The organism is Bradyrhizobium arachidis (assembly GCF_024758505.1).
Classification (GTDB): domain Bacteria; phylum Pseudomonadota; class Alphaproteobacteria; order Rhizobiales; family Xanthobacteraceae; genus Bradyrhizobium; species Bradyrhizobium manausense_C.
In genome coordinates, this window is the sequence record NZ_CP077970.1 from 2020059 (window position 1) to 2040083 (window position 20025).

Below are 20025 nucleotides of genomic sequence, written 5' to 3' on the forward strand. Positions count from 1 at the left end.
CCAGAACGCGTAATACCGGCCAGATGCGCATTGCGAAGCGGTGGCCTGATTGAGCTCTCATCCTCACCGGCCAGAGCTGCATTCCGACGCGCTCAGACTTGGGCTGGGGGCCGACGCGAGTGCCTGCAGCAGTGTGCCGGTCGGCCTTCATTGCCGCAGCCGACCGCCATGTGGGAGGCTGTATTTTCTAATGTGTGTATGCGCATGCCGGATGCCGATGGACCTTCGCTAAATATTGTACACCTCGGCGCGATATGGGGCGATGTTGGCAGCCTCCAACAAAGCTGATGGTGAGCCTCAGCCCTTCGTCGATCGAGGTTTCCGGCATCCAGCGCAGCAAGCGCCAGGCTTATTGTTGGAGACAAGCCGAAAGACTTCGCTGGTTGCAGGCGGCGAAGGCGAACGATGTCGCCATTTCTATGCCGACGCTACGCAGCGCAGCCTTAGTGTTCTTCAGCAAGATAAATACTCAGCAATACAATCCAACCCTGAGAATAGGAGCTTTTGGATTGGACTAGAGATCAGGTTATTGGCGCTAGAAGAACCCGTGCATTCATGCTGCCCGTCAACGTGACCTAACCATCGACCGATTGTTTGACAGGCGGGCGCTTCACATCAAGAGTCGACGCATGTCGTCCGCACATCGTGCCGGCGAGCGCTTTATCGTCTACAAGCTGGACTATGGCTGTTATGCCGATCTGATCAACACCAACAAGTCTACCACCCGAATGCTGCTGGTTGGAATCGATGACGTTTTCGTCGATTTCGATGTGCCCGATGATGACGGGCGATCGTATCGCAGGGCGGTTCTCGATCTTTCGGATTTTTACGCGCAACGGAAAGGGTAGCGGACAGCCCATCGTTCGTGAGCTAGCTAGGGCCGATATGACGAAGGACAGCTCGCGAAAGCTACGTATGCAGCGTCCTTGATCCAATACCTCGCTTCGCGAAGTCCATTCGTCCGAGTGTTTCGCCCGGGACGTAAAATCTTGGCACGGGTCGTGCAAACTAACAGATGCCGGGATTTTGCATCACCCTCCCGGGGCTGGAAAGCCGCCGTCCGCGATACATTCAAGCGGACGGCGCTTTTGCTTATGACATGAAGGGCCCAGCCCGGGGTTGACCGGCTGAGGCCCGTTCTGAGTCGCCCACTCCAGAAGCTGACACGGCTCAATTGCCACGTTATCCCGAAGCATGTCCTAACTTAGTAGAGCGAGTGTCCCAATTGGGACGGCTACCCGCATTTGCTCCCCCGGCAACCGACCCCGCGCGTCACAGCGTCCAACCAGTCCAAACGCCATTCGCCCCTCTCGCCGTTGATTGCGCGTGTCGGGATCGAAAGGGGCCGCCCTTCAGCGGCCCCTTGCCGGTTGAAAATCGTTCTTCGTGGTGAAATGCCATTCCCGTCCGCCGCGAGAACAACGCTGAGGAGACCTTACGCAAACACTGTTGCCCTGACTCGCCATGCGATTGGGCGACCTATTCAAAGGCCAGGCAATTGATAAACGGGCTTACCTCTTTAGTGTTCGCTCAATGCTTGTCCCTCGCAACTCTCGCAATTCCTCTCAGCCGTCTCGACGCGCGGCCGCCTTCCCAGCCTCGGTCACCTCGTACAGAACATCGCTGATGTTGACGGAGACCTCGGTCAGCCAGCCTAACGCGACTAAGCGCTGATATTTTCGGCGGTCGATGTTTCCGGCGGTGTATTTCGTGCCGCCCGTGCTTGCGATTCTGCGGATTAATTCAAGGTCGGTCGGTTCAGCGGGCGGAGTCACGATTTCTTCCCTCAACTCAAGCTCGGGCAAACGTCTTGGCCTTTTCCAGGGCGGTCTTGCTATCAACCTGATCGGGGCTAAGCCGGCGGCCGGGACCGGAAGTAATAAACGCTTGGCCGGCCGTCCGGAAAGCGCACCTCAAAGCTCCCGCAGTCGGGCACGTTCTCGTGGCGTATGATGCGAGCGCGGCTCACGCGTTCCATTACCGTAGCCGTATTTGTCGGAGTACGGGCTATTGCACTGTAACCCGAAAAACAACTTGCAGGAGATCGCCCTTGTGAAGCGCGGCGATCCTCGCTGCGACAGATACGAGACCCGTCAATAGGAAACGCGGCGCACTGAAATCGGAGATGCTGTCGACGGGTTTAAGTGGCAGGCGGAACGCGAGGTGCTGTCCTACGGACACTCGCAAACCGAGATTAGGACACTTCGAGTTCTGCCCATGGTCTGTGGGCGTTCAGCGTTTGTGACGCCACCCACCTCTAAAGGTGTAGAAAAGTTCATGTATGTTCTTGGCTTGGCCGCACTCGCGGCATTGGAGATCGTGCATTGGGAACTAGAAGGTTCCACTGGAACTTAGTTGAGTCCACCGGACACTTTACCGCCGATTACTGTCCGGTGCGAAATGGCGGCGCCAGCACCCAAGCCTCCGCTGGGGCCGTTTGTGTTTTTCACTCCCGCACGCCTCAACCATTGCTCTTGCTTGTCTGTACTTATCCAGCCTTTCGTGCTCAGCCCGCGCGAGGGCCAGAACCGTCGGCCTCCGCAGCATTTCAAGCGGGCGGCGTTTTTGTTTCCGACTAGGCTAGCGCGGGCCGGCTATTTGCGATTGGCCGTGAATTCCGTTGGGCAATTGGCCTTGCGTGTGAGGTGAGTGAAAAGCCTCGGTCCGCCAACTGAGGAGGGCACCCAGGAGAAGGGCTGTTACGACCACCTTCGCAAGAACGTCGTTACTCATTGTGCCCCCGATGGGCGACCTGCTTGCCGGCGGTCAGCCACCGAGGGAAAACCTTTCAGCGCCACTCGTTCTCGCGCAGCGTCACTTGTGGCAGTCGGAGCTGCTCTAGCCCTTGCTCGATTATTCGCAGGTCCTCCTGAACCTGCTTCAGGGCCTGACGCGGTTCGAAGCCGGAAGCAGCCCGCAGATCTTTGAGCAGCCGGTGCCGAAGTTCACGCATATCGTCCAGAACTCGCTGGTTCTTCAAACGTACATAAGCGGAAACGATCAATTCAATGGTGGTCGATGACATGGGGTGGCTCCTCAAATATGCTTGGCTGACGAAAGAGGCATTTGGGCTCGAAATACGGGTCCCGGCAGCGCTTATACTGAGCATCGAAATCCCAGTTGTTTCCAAGTCTGCAATACGCATGCCACACCTTTGTGACAGGCCCGTCAGCGGCGCACGCTGGCGGGCCTTACAAAAACGACGATCCAACCGGCCGGTAAGGCGAAGCTCTCAGCGCAGGGCCTGTCCTGCGCTCATACCTAAAACGCGACGCAGCTTGGACGCCCGTCACCACCACAGGCGGTGACCGGGCGGCCTCTTGAGTGCGATCTCGACCAGCAGGACGGATGGTCAGGTCGGGGTATCACTCGGTGAGGTGCTTCAGGAAAGCTTCGCAGGCCTTCTCCGCCTCAGCGAACGTGTTAAACGGCGAACCGCCCACCCGTACAGCCGGCCTGTTCAAATTGATGAGGCGCCAGGATGCAACAAAGCCCGGCTGTCCGTGGAGACCGGGTCCGCTGCGGCTCTCGTTGCTTATCACGAAGGAAAAGCCGCTGTCGCTCGCGCTCCAAATTTCCAGATTGGCTGGAGTATCGACGCGGCTGAAGCGCAGGGCCATTTCACCCTCTACCAAACTCGGTCCTGTGCGGTCATCAGAGGGACGCTCAACCTGCTTTTATGCGATTGGCCGCTTCAGCCTCCCGCGCGAGCCGTTCTGCCATTAGGCGCTCTCGGTTATCGTGGAGGGCCTTTTGCGCTTTGGCGTGGTCGGTCATAGCTTCCCTCGCCTTGGCCGCCTTGAATGCCTTATGGGCCTCGCGTTCCGCCGCTGTCCTACCCCGCCGTTCTCGGTCGCTGATCATGGTGACCTCCCGCACTTGGGGCTCAATACTCAACGCGCGGAGAGGGGCTTTCGATCCTTGAGATTCGAGGCGATTCAAGCGGGTGTCGCCTTCACTGGCAGGGCAGAACCTGTTTGGCCTGGGCGTCGCGATTGGCGGCGGTCGCTTAAGCGGCCGCAGGCCGCCACATTGAAGCGGTGACCTGCGGCCTGCGCTGCTACCGTTCCGCACGATCGGTGCAGCGATCTCCATTCCTCATCGTTTTGCCTTCGCCCCGGAGCTCGACGACCCGACCGATGTTCCAGCAAAACCGCGGGCGAGCGCAAGGGAAAGTCGCTATTGTTTGGCGGGCTCTTCGGCAGGTGCTGCTGGCGCTGTGGGTTCGGCGTCGGGTGTGCTGCCTCTGAGCTCTGACGGTGTGGCGCAATCACCGGCCCAAATCTTGGTCCCCTTCACCGTTCCTACGAACTTACAGCCCGTCGGGACCGCCGGCTGTTTGTGCGGCTTGCTGGCAGCCTTGGGCACTGCGGTCGCCTTAGGCGCCGCTGCTGTTTGAGCGAAGGCAGATGCCGAAAAGCCAAGGATGGTGGCGGCGAGAATCAGCGGCGTCCTCATCGTCATTTTCCTTTTGTCTTCAGCCCGCGGACGAGTAAGCCAGCTACGCCGAGAAGGATCAAGACGCCGCCACTTGCGGGTGTCGACTCGAAGCCTCGAGCGGCCCACGAATTCTGCATCCATGCGGGCATTGCCACCGCCGTCGAGCTTGACGTCGCCCGAGCTGTCGTCGGCGATCTCGACGAGCTCGTCGGCCATCGAGTGATAGCCGAGTTCTCGCGCCCGAGCGTATTGTGCGAAAAAGCCCTCGCGGGGTCCTTTGAACTTGATCACCTAACTTTGCAGCTTGAGTTACACGAACAACATCTGGATATCGTCGAGAGGCCATTCAAGGACGAGCGAGTGGATTATGAAATCGAGGGCTTAAAGCTTGTCGCAAAAATGGGCGAACGCATGCACAGGCTGGCTGAAGAACAATATGTTCATGACAAAGGTTTGCAGCAAGTTGGGAATCTCCCCGACCACGACCAGAGGGTGACCGATGAGGGAATCAGAACGGCCGATCTGTATCAAAGATTGCAACTGGTCACTGTGGAAGCATACCGTGCCGAGCAAAAGAAGCAGGACGGGCTTGATAAAATATCGTTAGGAAGGTCAAAGCTTAAGCGGCAGAAAGAAATTCTAGAACAGATGAAACAGTATTTAGTCGTCACTGCCCCGCGAGATGGAAACTTTATCCCACAGATAGCAGCCGGTCTTGCGTCGAAGAAGGGTGAGGTTTTAGCGGAGTCTACCTGATGGCCGACAATCCACGAGATCCGCCACAACAACAACCGCAACAAAGTCCGCCAACAGTACCTGCGTACTCGAGTGACTGGCAGCGGAGAGTGAACGGTAAGCAGCTGCCTGCATACTTAGGGCAACTCAGCGGCATAGTCGTTACAATCGGGCTTAACGCAATGCTTCCTAAGGAGGCTAGTGGGATCCAAAAGGTGATGGGCCATATTCTGTCCAAAGTTGCTGGAGATCAATCCAAGGGTATCGCTGAGTCGGCAGCTCAATCAGTGCTCGACGGCATCGATGCCTTCGAATATGACGTTGAGACCATGTTCCAACAAATGAATGATCCAAAGTTTTGGTTTGCCGACATCAGCCAAGACTGAGGGACGAGATAACCGTGTTTGGACCTCGGCCGTCTTATCGAAGACACGCGTTGACATAGCTGCTTGACCGTCAAAGCTGACAACTACACCGCCATTAGAATGCCTCCCTCACCGCGTATTCCGACAGCTCGACGCTAGCTTTCGTGCCGTCGACCTGAGGGAGTGAACGCAGCTTAAGGCGTCGTTCGTGAAGAACGTTTCTGAGCACCGTTTTACGCGAGGCGTTGCGATAGACGGCGACAGCGTATCCAGAGCAGGACGCGTAAAAGTTCCGTGAACCAGTGGCGGAGCAGGCTGAAGTTGTAACCGGCGGCGGCGAGCACGGCGTTGATGCGGTCGCCATCGCGGCCCTTGAGTTGGTTGCGGCGCATTCGGTGGTCGTCCTTGAGATGGCCGATCACAGGCTCGACGGCGGCGCGGCGCCGCATCTCGCGGCGGATGGCCTTGGTGACGCGGCGAACCTGGCCGCTGATCCAGACCTTGAACCGGTCTGGATAGTTGTGGCCGCGATAGCCCTTATCGCCGTGGATGCGGCGCGCTGCGACCCCTGTGAGCTTTTCGAGATCGGCGATGACGGGACCGAGCGTGTGGCCGTCATAGGGATTGCCGTGCAGGGCCTTGGCATGCAGCACGAACTGCCCGCCTTTGGGCGCTGTGGCAGGCGTGGCAATCGAGACTTTGCAGCCAAACTCGTAAGGTGCCCGGGCCTTGCCTTTGCCGATGCACTCCACCTCGGGGGCGTGCAACGAGTAGACCTTGGGACCGCGCTGACGCTGCTCTTGATGGCGAGCCCGGTGGGCGAGATCGAGCAGCGGACCAAAGCGATCCTCAAGCGTAGGGTCGCCCTCGATCTTGCGTCTGATGTCACGGATGATGCGGCCAAGCCGGGTGCGCAGGAATTTGAGTTCTCGCCGGGCGCGCTTGAACTGGTGGGCATGCGTGTAGCGTCCCACCATGACGGCGGCGCGCTTGGCCACGCGCAGATAGCTCTGGCGCAGTTCGATGCCTTCGCGTTTGGCCAAATCGACCAGCTTCTCGATCGCCCGGTGGATGAGCCGCGCATCGCTCGGGTGCGCGATCGCCTTGTCCTGGACGGTGGTGTCCACAATGACCCGCTCGAGATCTTTGGTCTCGATCGCCCCAGTTCGATGCGCCACCGAGAGGCTTTCTTGCAACAGCGCGGCGATCTGCTCCTCACCCAGCCGCTGGCGCCAGCGGGTCAGCGACGAGCGATCGAACGGCAACTCGTGCCGGAACGCCACCTCGCCGCAGAAATACTGAAAATACGGGTTCTCGACCCACCTGTCGCACAGTGCCTCGTCAGACAGATTGTGCATGTGCTTGAGGATGAACAGTCCGGCTGCCAATCGTGTCGGCAACGGTGGCTGCCCCGGCCCCAAGCGACAGACCGAACTGAAGCGTCCCACCAGGAAGTCCCAATCGACCTCCGCCGACAGACGCACCAGCGGATGGCGAAGGTTGATGATCTTGTCCAGAGATGGACGAAACAGATCGTCCTGACGATCGTCGCGCGGATGGCTCATGGGGTCTCCCCAGCAGCGAATCTCGCCGTCAAAGGAATCACGAAGCCGCCAAATCCGGAATCCAAAACCGCAAGAAAACCAAGACCTACCCACGGCTTTCTTGCAAAATCGAATACTTGCTCACGCCAAATCACAGCGACAGATCAATCGCTTCCGAATTCTTCACGGGCGACTAAGGCGAGTGAAAGAGTCCGCGGCAGCGGGCTGGCCTCACCAGAGATCTGAGCTGGGCCAGACTCAGACATGGCACCGGCGAAAATGCCTGGGGTCGGCGGTTGGCGCAGCCGCCATGCAGAGATAGAACACGAGTGAGCGCTTAGAGGACGGCCGGTTTGACAAGATAGATGATAACAAAGGTCGCGAGCGCTCCGCTGGCGCCGATAACGATTTGAGTTCCCAAAGTCGCCTTTACATTGAGCAGGCCAGTCATCACGGTCGAGCAGCCGGCGACGGCAATTGCTAAGACGGCCGTAAACACGCGAAGCTGAAACGGAGTTGGGTCGGGAAAATAAAGGGCAATCGTGAGCAGGGCAGTAACGAAGGTGATACCGAAGGCGAAGGCCAGTATCGTATAGAGCTTCTCGTGCTGAATTTGCGGGCGGTTCGACATCTCTGTGATCCTCGTCAAGGTGCCGTCAGCGAAGGTGCCCGGCCGGCGTCGGTTCTCGAACTCCTCGATCGGAACAAACTGCAGGTCAGCTTTTTCGCTGATATCGCGAAGTGCGCGCTCCGCTTCACCGGTTTCCGTGTCGTACGCGCGGATCACTTCGACAACCTTTTGGGGATTCTCTTGATGCCACCGAAGAAAGTCCGCGCTAGCGATCCTCTGCTCAGGAAGGAGGGAGCGTCCGGGGGCATCATGACGCAAGATGCGGTCAATAACGCGGCTTGCCTGGTCGATGATACCTAACTCATTTCGGTAGGCATCACCGACGAGCCTATAAAGATCATCGTACGCCTGGCTATCCTTCTTCCGGAGCCAGTCAAAGTCGATTGGAAAACGCCTATAGAGATGTATGAGCGGCTTGCAGAGGTTCGTTTTAACGGCATCATCCCGGGCATCGAGGCCGCGCTGGTAGACCAGCAGCTCATCAAAGAACGCCTTGTAAGCTGCCGGTGTTGATCCCTCTTCGAAACCGGGATAGCTCATCAGCAGGGCGATGAAATCCTTATTCCAGCCTCGAACCTTCTCGTCCAACTCGGCTAGCCAGGTAGTGGCTAATTTCCGACGCTGGTCCTCAGGGTTGGGCGGCAAAACTTCGACAACCCGCCGCGAGATTTCAACGAGCGGCCCCTCTGGACCACTGAGGTGAACTTGTGGCGCGTGATAATTAATGCTCATACCTACACCCTCTCGGGTAAGGACGCTGCCCACTTCCACAACACATTAGCGCAAGCGCGCGAAGAGCAACACGACTTTCTTTGCTCGCGGTCAGAATCGGTGGCGGCAAAGAGGCGTCCACAATGGCCCGGCCGCGCCAGCATCGGTAACGTAGCTCATAGCTCCCTCACGGCGTACTCCGACAACTCGACGCTCGCTTTCGCGCCGTCGATCTTCACGGTAACCAGGCGGCCGCCCTCGGCCTTCCTGGCCTTCACCTTCGTCACCACCCCGATCGAGCCGACGAATTGCTGCCACCAGTGCTGCGTGATCATCACCCGATCAAGTGCGACGCGACCCGCGCCAAAGCGCTAGCCCCCCGATCTGGACCGTGTTGTGGGTACGTCGCTAGACAAAGGTTGCCGAACTGGACGCGCTGGCGGCGATGTCGGCTGTGGCGAGGCAGGAAATCATCAGCTTGCGCCAGCGGCGAGAACGTCTACGCTCTGCGGACGATCGTCTCCCATGGTACGCTCGCAACTTCGCCGGCGAATGCGGCTTGGAAACCTGTTCGTCCCCGTGGACCCGATACTTCCGGTCGAAGAACGCCCGGACGGCCGGCACATACCGGCCGCCCATCAGGCCGTGGATCGTTGGGAAGCCGCGGCGTTCCAAAAGTGGCGCGACCTGCTTCCAGTGCCTCGCCTGGCCGGGGCCCATAAGTGCGGTCGCGATATCTTCTTCGCTCGCAAACAGCGGAAGCTCATGGAGCGGGCGAAAGCACTTTGTCATCCGATCAGCGCGAAATGCGGATGTCGCCGGCGTCCGGCGACATCGGGCGTTCGCCATCGAAGTCGAGATGCGATAGCAGGGCGCCGATCCCGAATAACAACATGCCGCCGATCCAGATTAGGCTCGTATGCTGACGTTCCCACCCCGATAGAGCCGGTCAGGCCCATCAAGGATCCGGCGTTGAACAGCAGTCCGACAGTGCCCCAAAGCCAAAACAGGACAGAAAGAAACCCGCGGCCGACGCCCTGATGGCTTCGCAGCCGAAATGTCCGTTCCCACTTCTCGCCCGAAAAAATCCCCATAGCTCCCCCTTCCATGCGAGAAATCAACCGCAGCCGGTGGACGAAAGCAATAGCGCTTCATCGATCATCCCGAGGCGATTTTTCCGCCTCGCCTCGCCTCGCCCAACCGCACGACCAGAGCGGCCATCACAATTCTCGTTCCATCGCTGGATGATCGCGGTTTTTGACCTTGATCCAGAAGCTCTGCCGGCCGCCGCGGTACGGCCGATCGCGATGTTTCGAGACCAGGCCCTCAAGCCCCATGTGGCACGCCGCGCGGAATAAATCGGGCCCGATCTCGCCCCGCTCAAAGGGCGCAACGGTAATGCCGTCGGGCCGGCCCTGTGGGCTGCTCCGATCGTCAGCGGCCTCAGTCACGGCCCGGGGCCGAGCTGGCCCCACTCTCGGGCTATTGGCCCCTTGCCGAACGCCAATCCGCGCCGTGGAGGCGGATCATCTTGCGGTGGGACCGATCGATGAAGGAGCGCTCGACGCAAAAGCCGGAAGCGAATGAGGCGACCAGGGCAAGGCCACAGGCGATGTAGCTGTTAAGATCCCACAAGATGCTGACGCTGGCGACTGCGATAAATGCGATAGCCATGACCGTGTTACGACATGCGTTGACCATCTTGCTCTCCCAGCCGGTCGGCGAAGTACGGTAACATTGCAACCAGGACGAACAGCGGCGTTTGACGGGCGTGAGCCGCCGTATTTCTGCTAAAAACCACTACCCGTCTGCATGCTCCACACCCAGGCCAAATTCGATCCAAGCGCAACCAGCGCACTACTCGCCTGAGCTTTACGAAATCCCAGCAGCGTGTCGGCCAGGTCCTCCAGCAACCCCTGGCGCGCCGCAAACCTGCGCGGGGAGCTTTTTTTATGCCGCAGGAACGTACCGAGCGACGCGGTTCCGGTGCAAATCGACTTCGTTGCGCAGCTATGAAGTGCTTTTCGCGAGCGCCCAGGCAAAGCGTCCTGCCGTGGGGGTTTGATTTGCAAATTTCATTTGTTCGAGCGGCTTTGCTCGGGATTTTGGTCTCGACGAGCTCGCTTTCTGTGCTGGCGCATGGGCTGTTTGGCGCCGGATCCGTGGTGACGGGCCTGTTGCTTGCCGGTCCTGTCGTGCTGCTCGTCGCTCTGGGAGAGTGGCGCGTTATCTCATTCAATCTGTGCGACGGACTCTTCGTCGCCTTTGTGGGGTCGGTTGGCGTGTCGCTTCTGGTCAACGGCCATCGAGGCGAGAAGGAGCTCGCGCTCCTGGCGATCACGCTGAGTGGCTACCTAGCTGGGCGCCTTTGCGGCGAACGCGAGATCCGGCAGGGACTGATGATCATGGGGTCCGCAGTGATGGCCGCCGGCGCGCTGTCGACACTAGCTGCCTTGGTCGAGCAGTGGTCCGCACCGCATTGCAAGCCGCTCGTATTCGGCGAATTCGACGCGGCGCCGGCGCAGTTCGCAATGTTGATGGGTCTCTGCTTGCTGGGTTGGCTGACGAGCCTGTCGCGTGCCTCTGGCGTGATTGCGCTCGACGTCCTGGCTATGGTGCCGATTGCGGTCTTCGCCGCCTCGATGGTGCGCTTTACCTTTGTGGCGCTGGCGGTGCTTGTTGCCGCAGTGCTCGGCCCGCGCGTGCTGAGCCGAAGGGTGATTGCGGCGCTGGCCGCCCTGGCGCTTTGCGCGATCGTCGGCGCGCTGGCAGACGGCACGGATTTTTGTCGACCACGCCTTCAACACTGCCGCCGGCATCTGGTCGACAGCCTGCGAGGCGGTCGACCGCGACAATTCTATTGCGATCCGAGGCCAACTCTTACGCAATGCCTTGCGCCTCTTGCCGGCGGCGGGTCCGTTCGGAATCGGCCTCAACGGCTTTGAGGCGAGGGGCTGCATCGAGGGCGCCAGCGTGCACAATGCCTTCCTGCAGGCCGCGCTCGAGTTCGGCTGGATCGCCGGGCTCGCGCTCTTGGCGCTCTTCGTCAGCGCCTGGCGTGCGGTCCGCGCTATTGCGCCGATTGCGGCGGACTATCGCTTCGTTGCCGCCGCTCTGGCCTACGTGGCGACAATTTCGTTGATGCACGGGCGCATCAGCCGCCTGATAGAGGGCGCCGGCGGAGTGGGTCGATAAATTGTCCTGGACGACCCGGATGATCTCGGCGTCGGGATAATGGATGTCGACGAGATCACGCATGCATTGGGCGTAATCTCTTGCCGCTCGCCGCTCGGTGAGCTTGACCTTGCGCCAGGGACGATGCACGTCGAGGAGAACGAAGAGATTGACTGTGCCATTGCGACGATACTCATAATCGTAACGTTCGAGCCTACCGGGCTTGGCCGGAATGGGCTGGCGCGTTTCGCCGATGAGTTGCACCGGGCTTTCGTCGAAGCACACCACTGGCCGTCTGGAGTCGGACGCCTCGGCATAGAGGTCGAGCACATCCTCCATGCGGGCGACGTATTCGCCGTCGACCTGCGGAATGCACCACATGTCTTTGCGCCAGGGCTTGAGGTCATCCTCGGCCAGGCGCCGCCGAACCGTCTCGTGCGACAGGCTCTTGTGTTCGGTGAGCTTGACCATCGCACCCGCCAGCAGCTTCAGCGTCCAGCGGGCACGGCCCTTTGGCTGACTGGCGCAGGCTGTCGCCACCAGCAAGGCTTCTTCCTTGCCCGTGAGTTTGCGTTCCGCCCCGGGACGCGGCTCTTCGCTCAGCGCCCGCTCCAGATTGCCCTCCACGAAGCGTCGTTTGGTCCGGTATACGGTCGAGCCGCTCACGCCGACGCTCCTTGCGATCTCCTCGTCGCTGGTCCCGGCATCGGCGGCCAGCAAAATCTGCGCTCGCTTGAGCTTGCGGGACGCATGCTTGCCGCCGCTGAGCAGCGCCCTGAGTTCGGTGCGCTCGATTTGGCTGAGGTCGACCCGATAGCGTACATTCATGGCGTGCCTCCTCGTTCGAGGCACGCACGAACAACTGAATCGGATGGCCGGCGTGAGTCCTTCGACAAAACCCTTCACGCCCACGCAGGGGCAGTATCTGGCTTTTATCCACCTCTACACCCGGCTGCATCGCAGGCCCCCGGCCGAAACCGACATACAGGAATATTTCCGCGTCAGCCCGCCTTCGGTTCACCAGATGGTGCTGACGCTGGAACGCGCCGGCCTCATCAGACGGCAGCCAAGGACGCCTCGCAGCATCGAGGTCCTCATTGATCCGAAACTCCTGCCGGAGCTAATCTGACCGCCGGACCCAACCTGTCAAAATCACTGTGCAGAGCCACTAGGCGCTTACAAGGACCAAACAACGGAGCATTGTCATGACTACCGAAAGCAAATCCTCGCGCCGAATGCTCGATCGGCTCGACCAAACGCCTCTTCCCAGCTCTTCCGGCGCCGCGGAGGGCCTGTCGCGCCGAGCGGCACTTGCTGGCCTTGCCGCCCCGCCGGACTGCCCGGCGTCGCGGCGGCCGAACTAGATCCGATCTTCACCTTGATCGAGCAGAACCGCGAGCTCGCCGCGCAATCCGATGCCGCCGCCTCGATATCCACAAGACTGGACGAGGGCCCCGAATTTGATGCTGCTGACGAAATCACCGGAGAAAGGGAGGCGGCTCTCCGCCAGCATTTGACGCTGCTCATCCGTTCAAAGCCGACCACGATGGCGGGCGTAGTCGCTCTGAGCCGCTACGTTGCGAGCATACCTGCGTGGCGGCTGTCTGAAGATGAAGACGGTTGGCACCAAGCGTTTTTGCGGACGCTGGCAGATGCGATGGATGAAATCAGTAGAACGGAGCCGAAATCGTGACGGTCGGGAACCTAGCTGCCCCCGAATTGTGCTTTCCGGCGAAATGATGCGCCTTTATGGTGAAAAACAGCGCGTGGACCAGGGGGCGCGACCACCCACCACAAGCCGGCCATGCGATCCTTCACCTTCGTCGATTCCCCACGGGATTGGCGGCTGCGAGGTCCGGTTTGGGTTTGCCTCCAATTTCCGGGCCTCGCTTCTTGGAACACTTGGCGCATGCCGCTGCATGGTGCAGAACAATTGGCTCCCCGATTCGTGGTTGAGTTGGGTTCGGTGATGAGTATGAGGCGGAATGGTAATCAAGCGGATTGCCAGCTTTCTTGGCCGTCGCAAATCGAAGGTGCTGGCGCCGTCCGCGCCCAAGGTTGAACGCGCCTCCGCCGCACCTGCCGGCCCGGAGGTGTCACGAAGGACTCTTGTTATCTGGGAGTCAGAGCTGCGCGCTATTGCCGCCGAGGCCGCGGCGTGGACGGTCGAGACCGGCGGCGACCTCTTTGGGCGCTGGCAAGTTAATCCGACAGTATTTCTTGCGACAAAAGCGGGCCCAAAGGCGCAGCGCGACAACGCGCATTTCCGGCTCGACGTCGACTATCTCAGGCAATTGAGCGAGCCGCTCGCGACTGATTGGGCGCTTCGCTATTTCGGCGATTGGCATTCCCACCACCGGCTTGGCCTCTCGGAGCCAAGCTCCGGCGACCGCAGACGCATCCGCCAACTTGGAAAGCGCAACAACTTTCCGGGCATGGTGGAAATCATCGTCACGACGGAGGGATCGCACAACGTGCCCGTCGTGCGCATTCATCCGTGGTTCTACGATCTGGCCGTTGAGGATGGGCCGACGGCAATGAATGTCACCTTACACGCTGGATGCAGTCCGGTACGCGAAGCGCTCAGCGCACGTGGTGTGTTTTCGGAACAATCGCTCGATGAGTGGCAAGGCGTTGCGCTGGACCACGTTCGGATTGGCGATGCGAGTGAACCGCCCGCACTCGGTGACGCCGCCGCCGTGGACACGTCGACGCAGGAACGAGCCCTATCGCATCTCGCTGAAGCGCTGGAACGGGAGAGCGGCGCGCCCATCGAGCAGCACACGACGGCGTTCGGAAAAATTCTAGTTGCCCAGCTGAAGGAGCCGCATCACCTCGCGTTCGCCATCGATCAGAAATGGCCGATGAGTGTCCTCGAGGTTCACTGCCTTGATCGGGCAACGGGTGGTGCAGAGCAGATTGAAGCGCCAGCGGGGCTGATGGTCCCTGACATCAACGGCATCGTGCAGGTGTATCGTGCGGCCAAGGCCGAAAGAGGTATCGCGTGAATTGGACATCGGCACAACGACAGCGCCTGCAGCTTGAACACCAAATTCTACAAAACGAGGGATTTACCCAGTTCGGTGTTTATCATTATGCGACGTACGATACGTACAACGCATCGGGCACGGCGACGACGAGCGCGGGCCGAAGCTATCAACTTTTCTGCATAATCCCTCCTGGTTATCCCACGGAGCGGCCGTCACTCTACATCACCGATCCGAAGCCACTGTTCAATTACCATGGTGCAGCCATCTCGGGGCTGGGCGTCTCGCACGCGATGCACACCTTGGAGCCGCACGCTGCAGGGTGGGTTCAGATTTGCCATTGGCGCAGTGCACGTTGGCATGCCGGCATCGTTCTGCAGAAGGTTTTTCTCAAGGCGATGCTTTGGCTCGAAGCTTACGAACAGCACCTCGCCACGGGGCGCGATCTCGCTGACTTCGTTGGCACAATGCAGGAGACCGCATGAGCACCGGCGACCAACGCTCGATGATCCGTGAAGCGATGCAGGCCATCGCCCAGCGGAAGCCGGGCAAGTCAAAGCTCGTCTACGACAAGACGAAGCGCACCATCGTTGCGGTTTCCGAAGGGGTCTCTACCCCGAAGGCGCTTAACATCACGGCTGACGATGCGGATATGTTTGGTGTCGTGACGCTTTCTTCTGGATGGTTACGCAACAAGTGGCCCGACCTGACAAAGCTCGGCTCACTTGCCGTTGACTTCAGCTCCTGGGACGATGGCGACGCGCTCACTCAGTTAGAGCTGTGCATTCAAGGCAGCGGTACGCAAGCGCCAGCGACGCTCGTTTTCGGCCAACAGCAGGGACAGCCAGCCGAGGGGATGGTGATCTCAATCGTCCCAACTGACAAACCAACGCACCGGGCCGACGTGTTTGTGTCGCCTGACAATATCGCGTACCGGGCAGAGCTAATTGAAGGTGGGAAGCCTGCCGGCGACCGGCGCGAGGTGGTGTTTGCCGATATCGAGCCTCAGCTCGACCTGCGCCGTGCGGGAATATTGGAGACGACCATCCTGAAGGACCGGACCGTTCTGTGTATCGGCCTCGGAACGGGCGGAGCCCATGTCGCGGTCGAACTGGCCAAGTCCGGCGTGGGGCATTTCATTCTTGTGGATCGAGACCGCCTGTCAGTCGGCAATGTGGTACGACATCCTGGTGGAATCTCGCAGGTGGGCCGCACCAAAGCAAATGTTACGCGCGATCTCATCCTCGAAAAAAATCCAAACGCGCAAGTTGATGTCCATATAGTCGATGTCGGTTTTGACAACCGCGGGACGATGGGCGGCCTTGTGCAAGCGGCCGACCTTGTCATCTGCGGAACGGACAACCGCCAAAGCAAATTGCTGATCAACGAGCTTTGCGTGTCGGCAAACAAGCCGGCCGTCTACGGGGGCGCATTCCGCCGGGCCTATGGCGGGCAAATTTTGCGTGTCCGGCCGAAGCATTCCCCATGCCAACAGTGTTTTGTTTCCGCGCTGCCGGATGAAGCATCCGACGTGGAGGTATCCTCGCAGGATGACGCGGACGCGATAGCCTACTCGGATCGGCCTGTGGCCGTGGAGCCAGGGCTCTCTTTGGATGTGCTCCCTATCGCCACGCAACTCGCCAAGCTAGCCTTGCTTGAACTTCTCGCGGACAAGTCCTCCACGCTCAATGTGCTCAAACGTGACTTCGATGCTCCTTGGTATCTCTGGCTTAACCGGCCTGAACCCGGCACGCAGTATGCCGATATGCCCCCCTTGAGCGAGAGCCGCGATGAGATGACGATCAACCGCTGGTACGGCATCTATTTTGAACGGGACGAGCAATGTCCCGTTTGTGGCGACTTCCTTGCAGGATTTGCCGCCGCATATAGCATCGACCCAGCACGGCTTCCGGCGCTACCGGAAAAGGATTGACCCGTGGAGCTTTCGGGAGACTTCGCGAAATATGTCAGCTCGTGCCAGCCTGACGATGATGCCGTGACCAGAGCCAAGAAGGCGCATGAGAAAGTCCGGGATGAGCTAAAAACGGATGAAGAGACGAAGGATGCTCACGAAGAAACGTTTCTGACGGGTTCCTACCGGCGACATACCGCCATCCACGACATCGAAGATGTGGACGTGGTCTGCATTCTTGATTTGGATATTCATGCCGAGGGATCCGAACCCGAGGTCGTTCTCAGCTGGCTTCAGGGCGTGCTGGATAAATATTACAGCGAAACGCGGCCACAAGGCCGTTCGATCGGCGTTAGTGCTAAAGGTGTGTGGCTCGACATCGTGCCGGGATCGCCCGTTTACGAAGATGGTCCACTCTGGATTCCGGATCGTGACGCCAAGGAATGGGTGCAGTCGCACCCCAAGGGACAGATCAGCGCTGCATCCGAGAAGAACAAGTCGACGGATGGTTATTACGTGCAAACTGTGAAGTTGATGAAGGCCTGGCGCGATCGGCTGCCGACCGAGAAATCAAAGCCGAAGTCCTATATCCTGGAAACGCTTGTCCACCAGACGATAGGCCAACCCACCTCGCACGCGCGGGCCGTTGTTAGTGTGCTCGAAGGAATCAACTCGTCATATGGGTTTTATCGCGGCTTGGGTACCGTGCCGTTCATCGCCGACCCGGGCTTTGCAACTGTGAACGTCGCCAAGCGCTGGAGTAGCGCCGATTTTGATGCTTTCCTCGATCAAGTGAAGTCGGCTGCGGCGACGGCACGTCAGGCGCTTGATGCAACCGATGAAGCGGAAAGCCGCAAGCTATGGCGAAAGCTTTTCGGTTCGACCTTCGGCGCGTAGGAGAAGCGAATGGCCAAAGCCCCATCCGGATCGCCCGATGATAAGGGGTCGCTCCTCTCGCCGGACGCGATGGGCGGGATCAATGCCGGGAAGGGCTTTGATTTTCAAAGCCGCTACACGGTATGCCACCTGCCAATCTGGCTGCAGGATGACTCGTTTCATCAGCTCTTCACGGAAGGCACGGGCGATATTGACATTCGTTATCTCGAGAACGGGAAATCCCGCCGCAAGCACATCCAGACGAAAGACCACGATGTCGCGCCCGCCGAATTCAAGGAGGTCATTGGGGCGTTTCGTAAGTTCAACGCAGATATGCCGGACACTTATCAGGAATTCCGGCTGGCGTGCCCAAGTCTTTCTCAGCAGATGCGACCTGTTGAAACGGGCCTTTCACGCTTCCGGAACGCCAAGCCCTTTTATGATGACGACGTTCCGGCCTTAGCTCAGACTAAGTCCGACGTTGATCAGCGCATGCGGACCGTTGGCCTCAGTGATGAGGACATCGCCTTCATCCACGAGAAAGTCTTCATTGATGTTGGGCATGGCGATCTGGCGCACGATGAGCGTGCGCTTGATCTCTTCATCGCCAGAATGCTTAGTCACCCCGAATTTGCGAGTAAGATTCGAGCGATGGTCCAGCCAGCTTACGCTGCCCTTTTGAATAAAGTCGGCGCGAGCAAGGGCGCGGTGTTGGACAAGTCGTCAATCAAAACCCTTTTGCGTTCTGCAGTCCTCGCGGACTTGTCGGCGGAAGCCAGTGTAACGCTCTGGGTTCACAACTGGACGAAGGAAGCATTCACGCCGCCTGCGGACTATGAGTTGGACTGGACACCTCTGTTCGATCGCGGGTCACGGAAGGTGCCTTCGCCCGATGCCTGGACGAACGATCTCGTACCGCAACTCGATGGCTTGCGGAAACTGATCATGGCGGCGGGCGCTGTTCGTACGATACGGCTGCGCGGAAAATGTACCCTCTCAACCGGCATTGCCATTGGCGCAACATTCCCGGCGGTTGGTAGCTGGACCTTCGAAATCTCGCAGCCGCCTGCGAAGGAGTTTTGGCGCTCGGATGCAACGCCGACGCCTGGTTACGCCTTGCAGACGGAAATCACCGAGGCGGACCCGAACGGTACGGACCTCGTTCTTGGCTTGAATATTCGTGGCGATGGCCGCCTGGATGTCATGCGATACGTTGAATCCACCGGCCAGGCGCCAAATGCTTTTGTGTTCATGTCGCCGCCGAGCCAGGGGGCGCAATCGATCGGCGGCGATGGCGACGCCGTCGCTATGGCGATGGCCGTCCGGGAGGAGCTTGGCAAGCTGTTGAAGGCTCGTCAGCTTCGTATGACGCGGTTGTTCTTTTATGGCCCCTTCGCGCTCTCGGTCTTTCTCGGTCAGCAGCTTACCTCGATCGGAAGGATCCAGCTATTCGAGTATCAAGACCCCAGTTACGTTCCAAGCTGCCTTCTGAAAACCTAACCCCGCGAATTTTGCATCCCGTCTCATGCCCGCACCGGAAAAACGACCAGAACTGATAAGGCTGCAAAAGGCTTTCGAGGAGGAGGCCGGGAAGTTTCCCGACCTCTCGTTATCGATCCTGTATTTTTCCCAAGAGGGAATTCCGACGGATCGGATATTCAGGAAGCCCAATCACCAGATTATGCTCTGGCAGTACTACGGTCAGCACGACGGCTCCGACGATGCCACCACTCGGCTGTACAACAATATGCAGGCGAGCAACTTCGTCATGGCTGGTTTAAGAGGCTGCCAGTTCTCCGCCTATGCGTTGCTGGAAGGCGAGCCAACGGCGCACTTCATTCGCATGGCTCAGCGGGCCGGCAACCTCTTTTTCGAGAAAGAGTGCGACCGGATCAAGACTCAGGCCATCGCCGATTTCACATCGAACCTTCCTCCGTCAACGACGGGCAAGCCGATATCTCGCAGTAATGCGAACCGGTTGGCGATTTGGCTCAATCATGTCCTGCATCACCTTGGGCGAACGCATCCTCGCTACCTTATGGAATCAAAGGTTGACGTTGATCCATACGCTGCCTCCCTCTCGGCGATCGATGCGATGCTTGCGACGGCGAAGCGCAAAGCACCCGCGCCGTCGGCAATTGATACACGGCGCTTTAGGGTTGCGCTTTCGTTTCCTGGGGAGCACCGTCCCTTCGCCTGCGCGGTCACCGAACATTTGAAGAGTGAACTCGGGAGCGATTCCGTGTTCTACGACAATGACTATGTCGCTGAGTTGGCGGCCAAACCTGGATGTGCTGTTAGAGCGGATTTATCACGACAACTCCGACCTGGTTGTCGTATTTCTGTGTGGTGACTACAACGTCAAAGAATGGTGCGGCCTCGAATGGCGAGCCATACGTGACATCGTCAAGCAGCGTCGCGACGCGACTGTGATGCTCCTGCGCCTCGATCAAGCAGACGTGGCGGGCTTATTTAGCATCGATGGGTACATCGATGTAACGGCTTGGTCACCGGCCCAAACCGCCGAGGCAATCGTGAAGCGTCTTCGCTCGAATGATGCCTAGCGTGGTTACGGCAGCCGCGGAAAGAGCCTTTCTATCACAGCCCGACACAGCCGAAGCGATTCAAGCGCGCCCTGCGGAAGTAAGTA

General features: G+C 59.2%; 21 protein-coding genes and 2 pseudogenes. 14 read left to right on the forward strand and 9 right to left on the reverse strand.

Features of this window, described 5'->3' with window-relative positions; translation table 11 throughout:
• Positions 1-287 precede the first annotated feature (287 nt).
• Both KUF59_RS08925 and KUF59_RS08930 read left to right on the forward strand, forming a co-directional pair.
• A complete protein-coding gene (locus KUF59_RS08925) occupies positions 288-518 on the forward strand; it encodes a hypothetical protein (protein ID WP_258769346.1) in 231 nt (76 codons plus the stop codon).
• Between the two features lie 111 nt (positions 519-629).
• Positions 630-848 carry a hypothetical protein gene (locus tag KUF59_RS08930; RefSeq protein ID WP_258769347.1) on the forward strand — a complete coding sequence of 73 codons (219 nt, stop codon included), beginning with the start codon at positions 630-632 and terminating at the stop codon, positions 846-848.
• A 717-nt stretch (positions 849-1565) separates the two neighbouring features.
• Here the strand turns inward: KUF59_RS08930 and KUF59_RS08935 are convergent.
• The 4 genes from KUF59_RS08935 to KUF59_RS08955 form a co-directional block, all read right to left on the reverse strand.
• Entirely contained in the window at positions 1566-1775 is a 210-nt protein-coding gene (locus KUF59_RS08935) for a TenA/THI-4 family protein (RefSeq protein WP_258769348.1), read from the reverse strand.
• Positions 1776-2788: 1013 nt separating this feature from the next.
• A complete protein-coding gene (locus tag KUF59_RS08940) occupies positions 2789-3025 on the reverse strand; it encodes a hypothetical protein (RefSeq protein WP_258769349.1) in 237 nt (78 codons plus the stop codon).
• Between the two features lie 340 nt (positions 3026-3365).
• The gene (locus KUF59_RS08945; RefSeq protein ID WP_258769350.1) at positions 3366-3620 is read right to left on the reverse strand and encodes a hypothetical protein; all 255 of its coding nucleotides are present in this window, start codon (positions 3618-3620) and stop codon (positions 3366-3368) included.
• Between the two features lie 559 nt (positions 3621-4179).
• On the reverse strand, positions 4180-4731 hold the full coding sequence (locus KUF59_RS08955) for a terminase small subunit-like protein (protein WP_258769352.1): 552 nt from the start codon (positions 4729-4731) through the stop codon (positions 4180-4182).
• Positions 4732-4800: 69 nt separating this feature from the next.
• On the opposite strand from KUF59_RS08955, the gene KUF59_RS08960 reads away from it, so the two are divergent.
• Both KUF59_RS08960 and KUF59_RS08965 read left to right on the forward strand, forming a co-directional pair.
• Positions 4801-5196: a hypothetical protein gene (locus tag KUF59_RS08960; RefSeq protein WP_258769353.1), complete on the forward strand. Its 396-nt coding sequence runs from the start codon at positions 4801-4803 to the stop codon at positions 5194-5196.
• Entirely contained in the window at positions 5196-5561 is a 366-nt protein-coding gene (locus KUF59_RS08965; RefSeq protein WP_258769355.1) for a hypothetical protein, read from the forward strand. The genes KUF59_RS08960 and KUF59_RS08965 overlap by 1 nt, the downstream gene beginning before the upstream one ends.
• 212 nt (positions 5562-5773) lie before the next feature.
• Here the strand turns inward: KUF59_RS08965 and KUF59_RS08970 are convergent, their stop codons facing one another.
• From KUF59_RS08970 to KUF59_RS08985, 4 genes and pseudogenes are all read right to left on the reverse strand, one after another.
• Positions 5774-7105 (reverse strand): IS5 family transposase, encoded by a 1332-nt coding sequence (locus tag KUF59_RS08970; RefSeq protein WP_258769356.1) that lies wholly within the window; start codon positions 7103-7105, stop codon positions 5774-5776.
• Between the two features lie 316 nt (positions 7106-7421).
• Complete coding sequence (locus KUF59_RS08975; RefSeq protein ID WP_258769358.1) at positions 7422-8447, reverse strand: hypothetical protein; 1026 nt, start codon at positions 8445-8447, stop codon at positions 7422-7424.
• Positions 8448-8602: 155 nt separating this feature from the next.
• A complete protein-coding gene (locus KUF59_RS08980) occupies positions 8603-8761 on the reverse strand; it encodes a hypothetical protein (RefSeq protein WP_258769360.1) in 159 nt (52 codons plus the stop codon).
• A gap of 885 nt (positions 8762-9646) precedes the next feature.
• Positions 9647-9838 (reverse strand): annotated as a pseudogene (locus KUF59_RS08985) (ATP-dependent DNA ligase); the annotation flags it as partial.
• A gap of 540 nt (positions 9839-10378) precedes the next feature.
• Here KUF59_RS08985 and KUF59_RS08990 point away from each other — a divergent pair.
• The gene (locus KUF59_RS08990; protein ID WP_258769361.1) at positions 10379-11371 is read left to right on the forward strand and encodes a hypothetical protein; all 993 of its coding nucleotides are present in this window, start codon (positions 10379-10381) and stop codon (positions 11369-11371) included.
• Positions 11372-11561: 190 nt separating this feature from the next.
• Here the strand turns inward: KUF59_RS08990 and KUF59_RS08995 are convergent.
• Positions 11562-12428, reverse strand: a pseudogene (locus tag KUF59_RS08995) (IS630 family transposase); the annotation flags it as partial.
• Positions 12429-12471: 43 nt separating this feature from the next.
• Between KUF59_RS08995 and KUF59_RS09000 the strand changes: the two are divergent.
• The 9 genes from KUF59_RS09000 (at position 12472) to KUF59_RS44340 (ending at position 19939) form a co-directional block, all read left to right on the forward strand.
• A complete protein-coding gene (locus KUF59_RS09000; RefSeq protein ID WP_258769362.1) occupies positions 12472-12729 on the forward strand; it encodes a LexA family protein in 258 nt (85 codons plus the stop codon).
• A 249-nt stretch (positions 12730-12978) separates the two neighbouring features.
• Positions 12979-13293, forward strand: a complete 315-nt coding sequence (locus KUF59_RS09005; protein ID WP_258769363.1) for a hypothetical protein — start codon at positions 12979-12981, stop codon at positions 13291-13293.
• 292 nt (positions 13294-13585) lie between these two features.
• Positions 13586-14608: a hypothetical protein gene (locus KUF59_RS09010; RefSeq protein WP_258769365.1), complete on the forward strand. Its 1023-nt coding sequence runs from the start codon at positions 13586-13588 to the stop codon at positions 14606-14608.
• Positions 14605-15072 carry a hypothetical protein gene (locus tag KUF59_RS09015; protein ID WP_258769367.1) on the forward strand — a complete coding sequence of 156 codons (468 nt, stop codon included), beginning with the start codon at positions 14605-14607 and terminating at the stop codon, positions 15070-15072. The genes KUF59_RS09010 and KUF59_RS09015 overlap by 4 nt, the downstream gene beginning before the upstream one ends.
• Positions 15069-16520, forward strand: a complete 1452-nt coding sequence (locus KUF59_RS09020) for a HesA/MoeB/ThiF family protein (RefSeq protein ID WP_258769368.1) — start codon at positions 15069-15071, stop codon at positions 16518-16520. The genes KUF59_RS09015 and KUF59_RS09020 overlap by 4 nt, the downstream gene beginning before the upstream one ends.
• Positions 16521-16523: 3 nt before the next feature.
• On the forward strand, positions 16524-17396 hold the full coding sequence (locus KUF59_RS09025; protein WP_258769369.1) for an SMODS domain-containing nucleotidyltransferase: 873 nt from the start codon (positions 16524-16526) through the stop codon (positions 17394-17396).
• Positions 17397-17405: 9 nt separating this feature from the next.
• Entirely contained in the window at positions 17406-18875 is a 1470-nt protein-coding gene (locus tag KUF59_RS09030; RefSeq protein ID WP_258769371.1) for an SAVED domain-containing protein, read from the forward strand.
• A 25-nt stretch (positions 18876-18900) separates the two neighbouring features.
• Positions 18901-19728, forward strand: a complete 828-nt coding sequence (locus KUF59_RS09035) for a hypothetical protein (protein WP_258769372.1) — start codon at positions 18901-18903, stop codon at positions 19726-19728.
• A complete protein-coding gene (locus KUF59_RS44340) occupies positions 19637-19939 on the forward strand; it encodes a TIR domain-containing protein (RefSeq protein ID WP_408918087.1) in 303 nt (100 codons plus the stop codon). The genes KUF59_RS09035 and KUF59_RS44340 overlap by 92 nt, the downstream gene beginning before the upstream one ends.
• Positions 19940-20025: the final 86 nt, after the last annotated feature.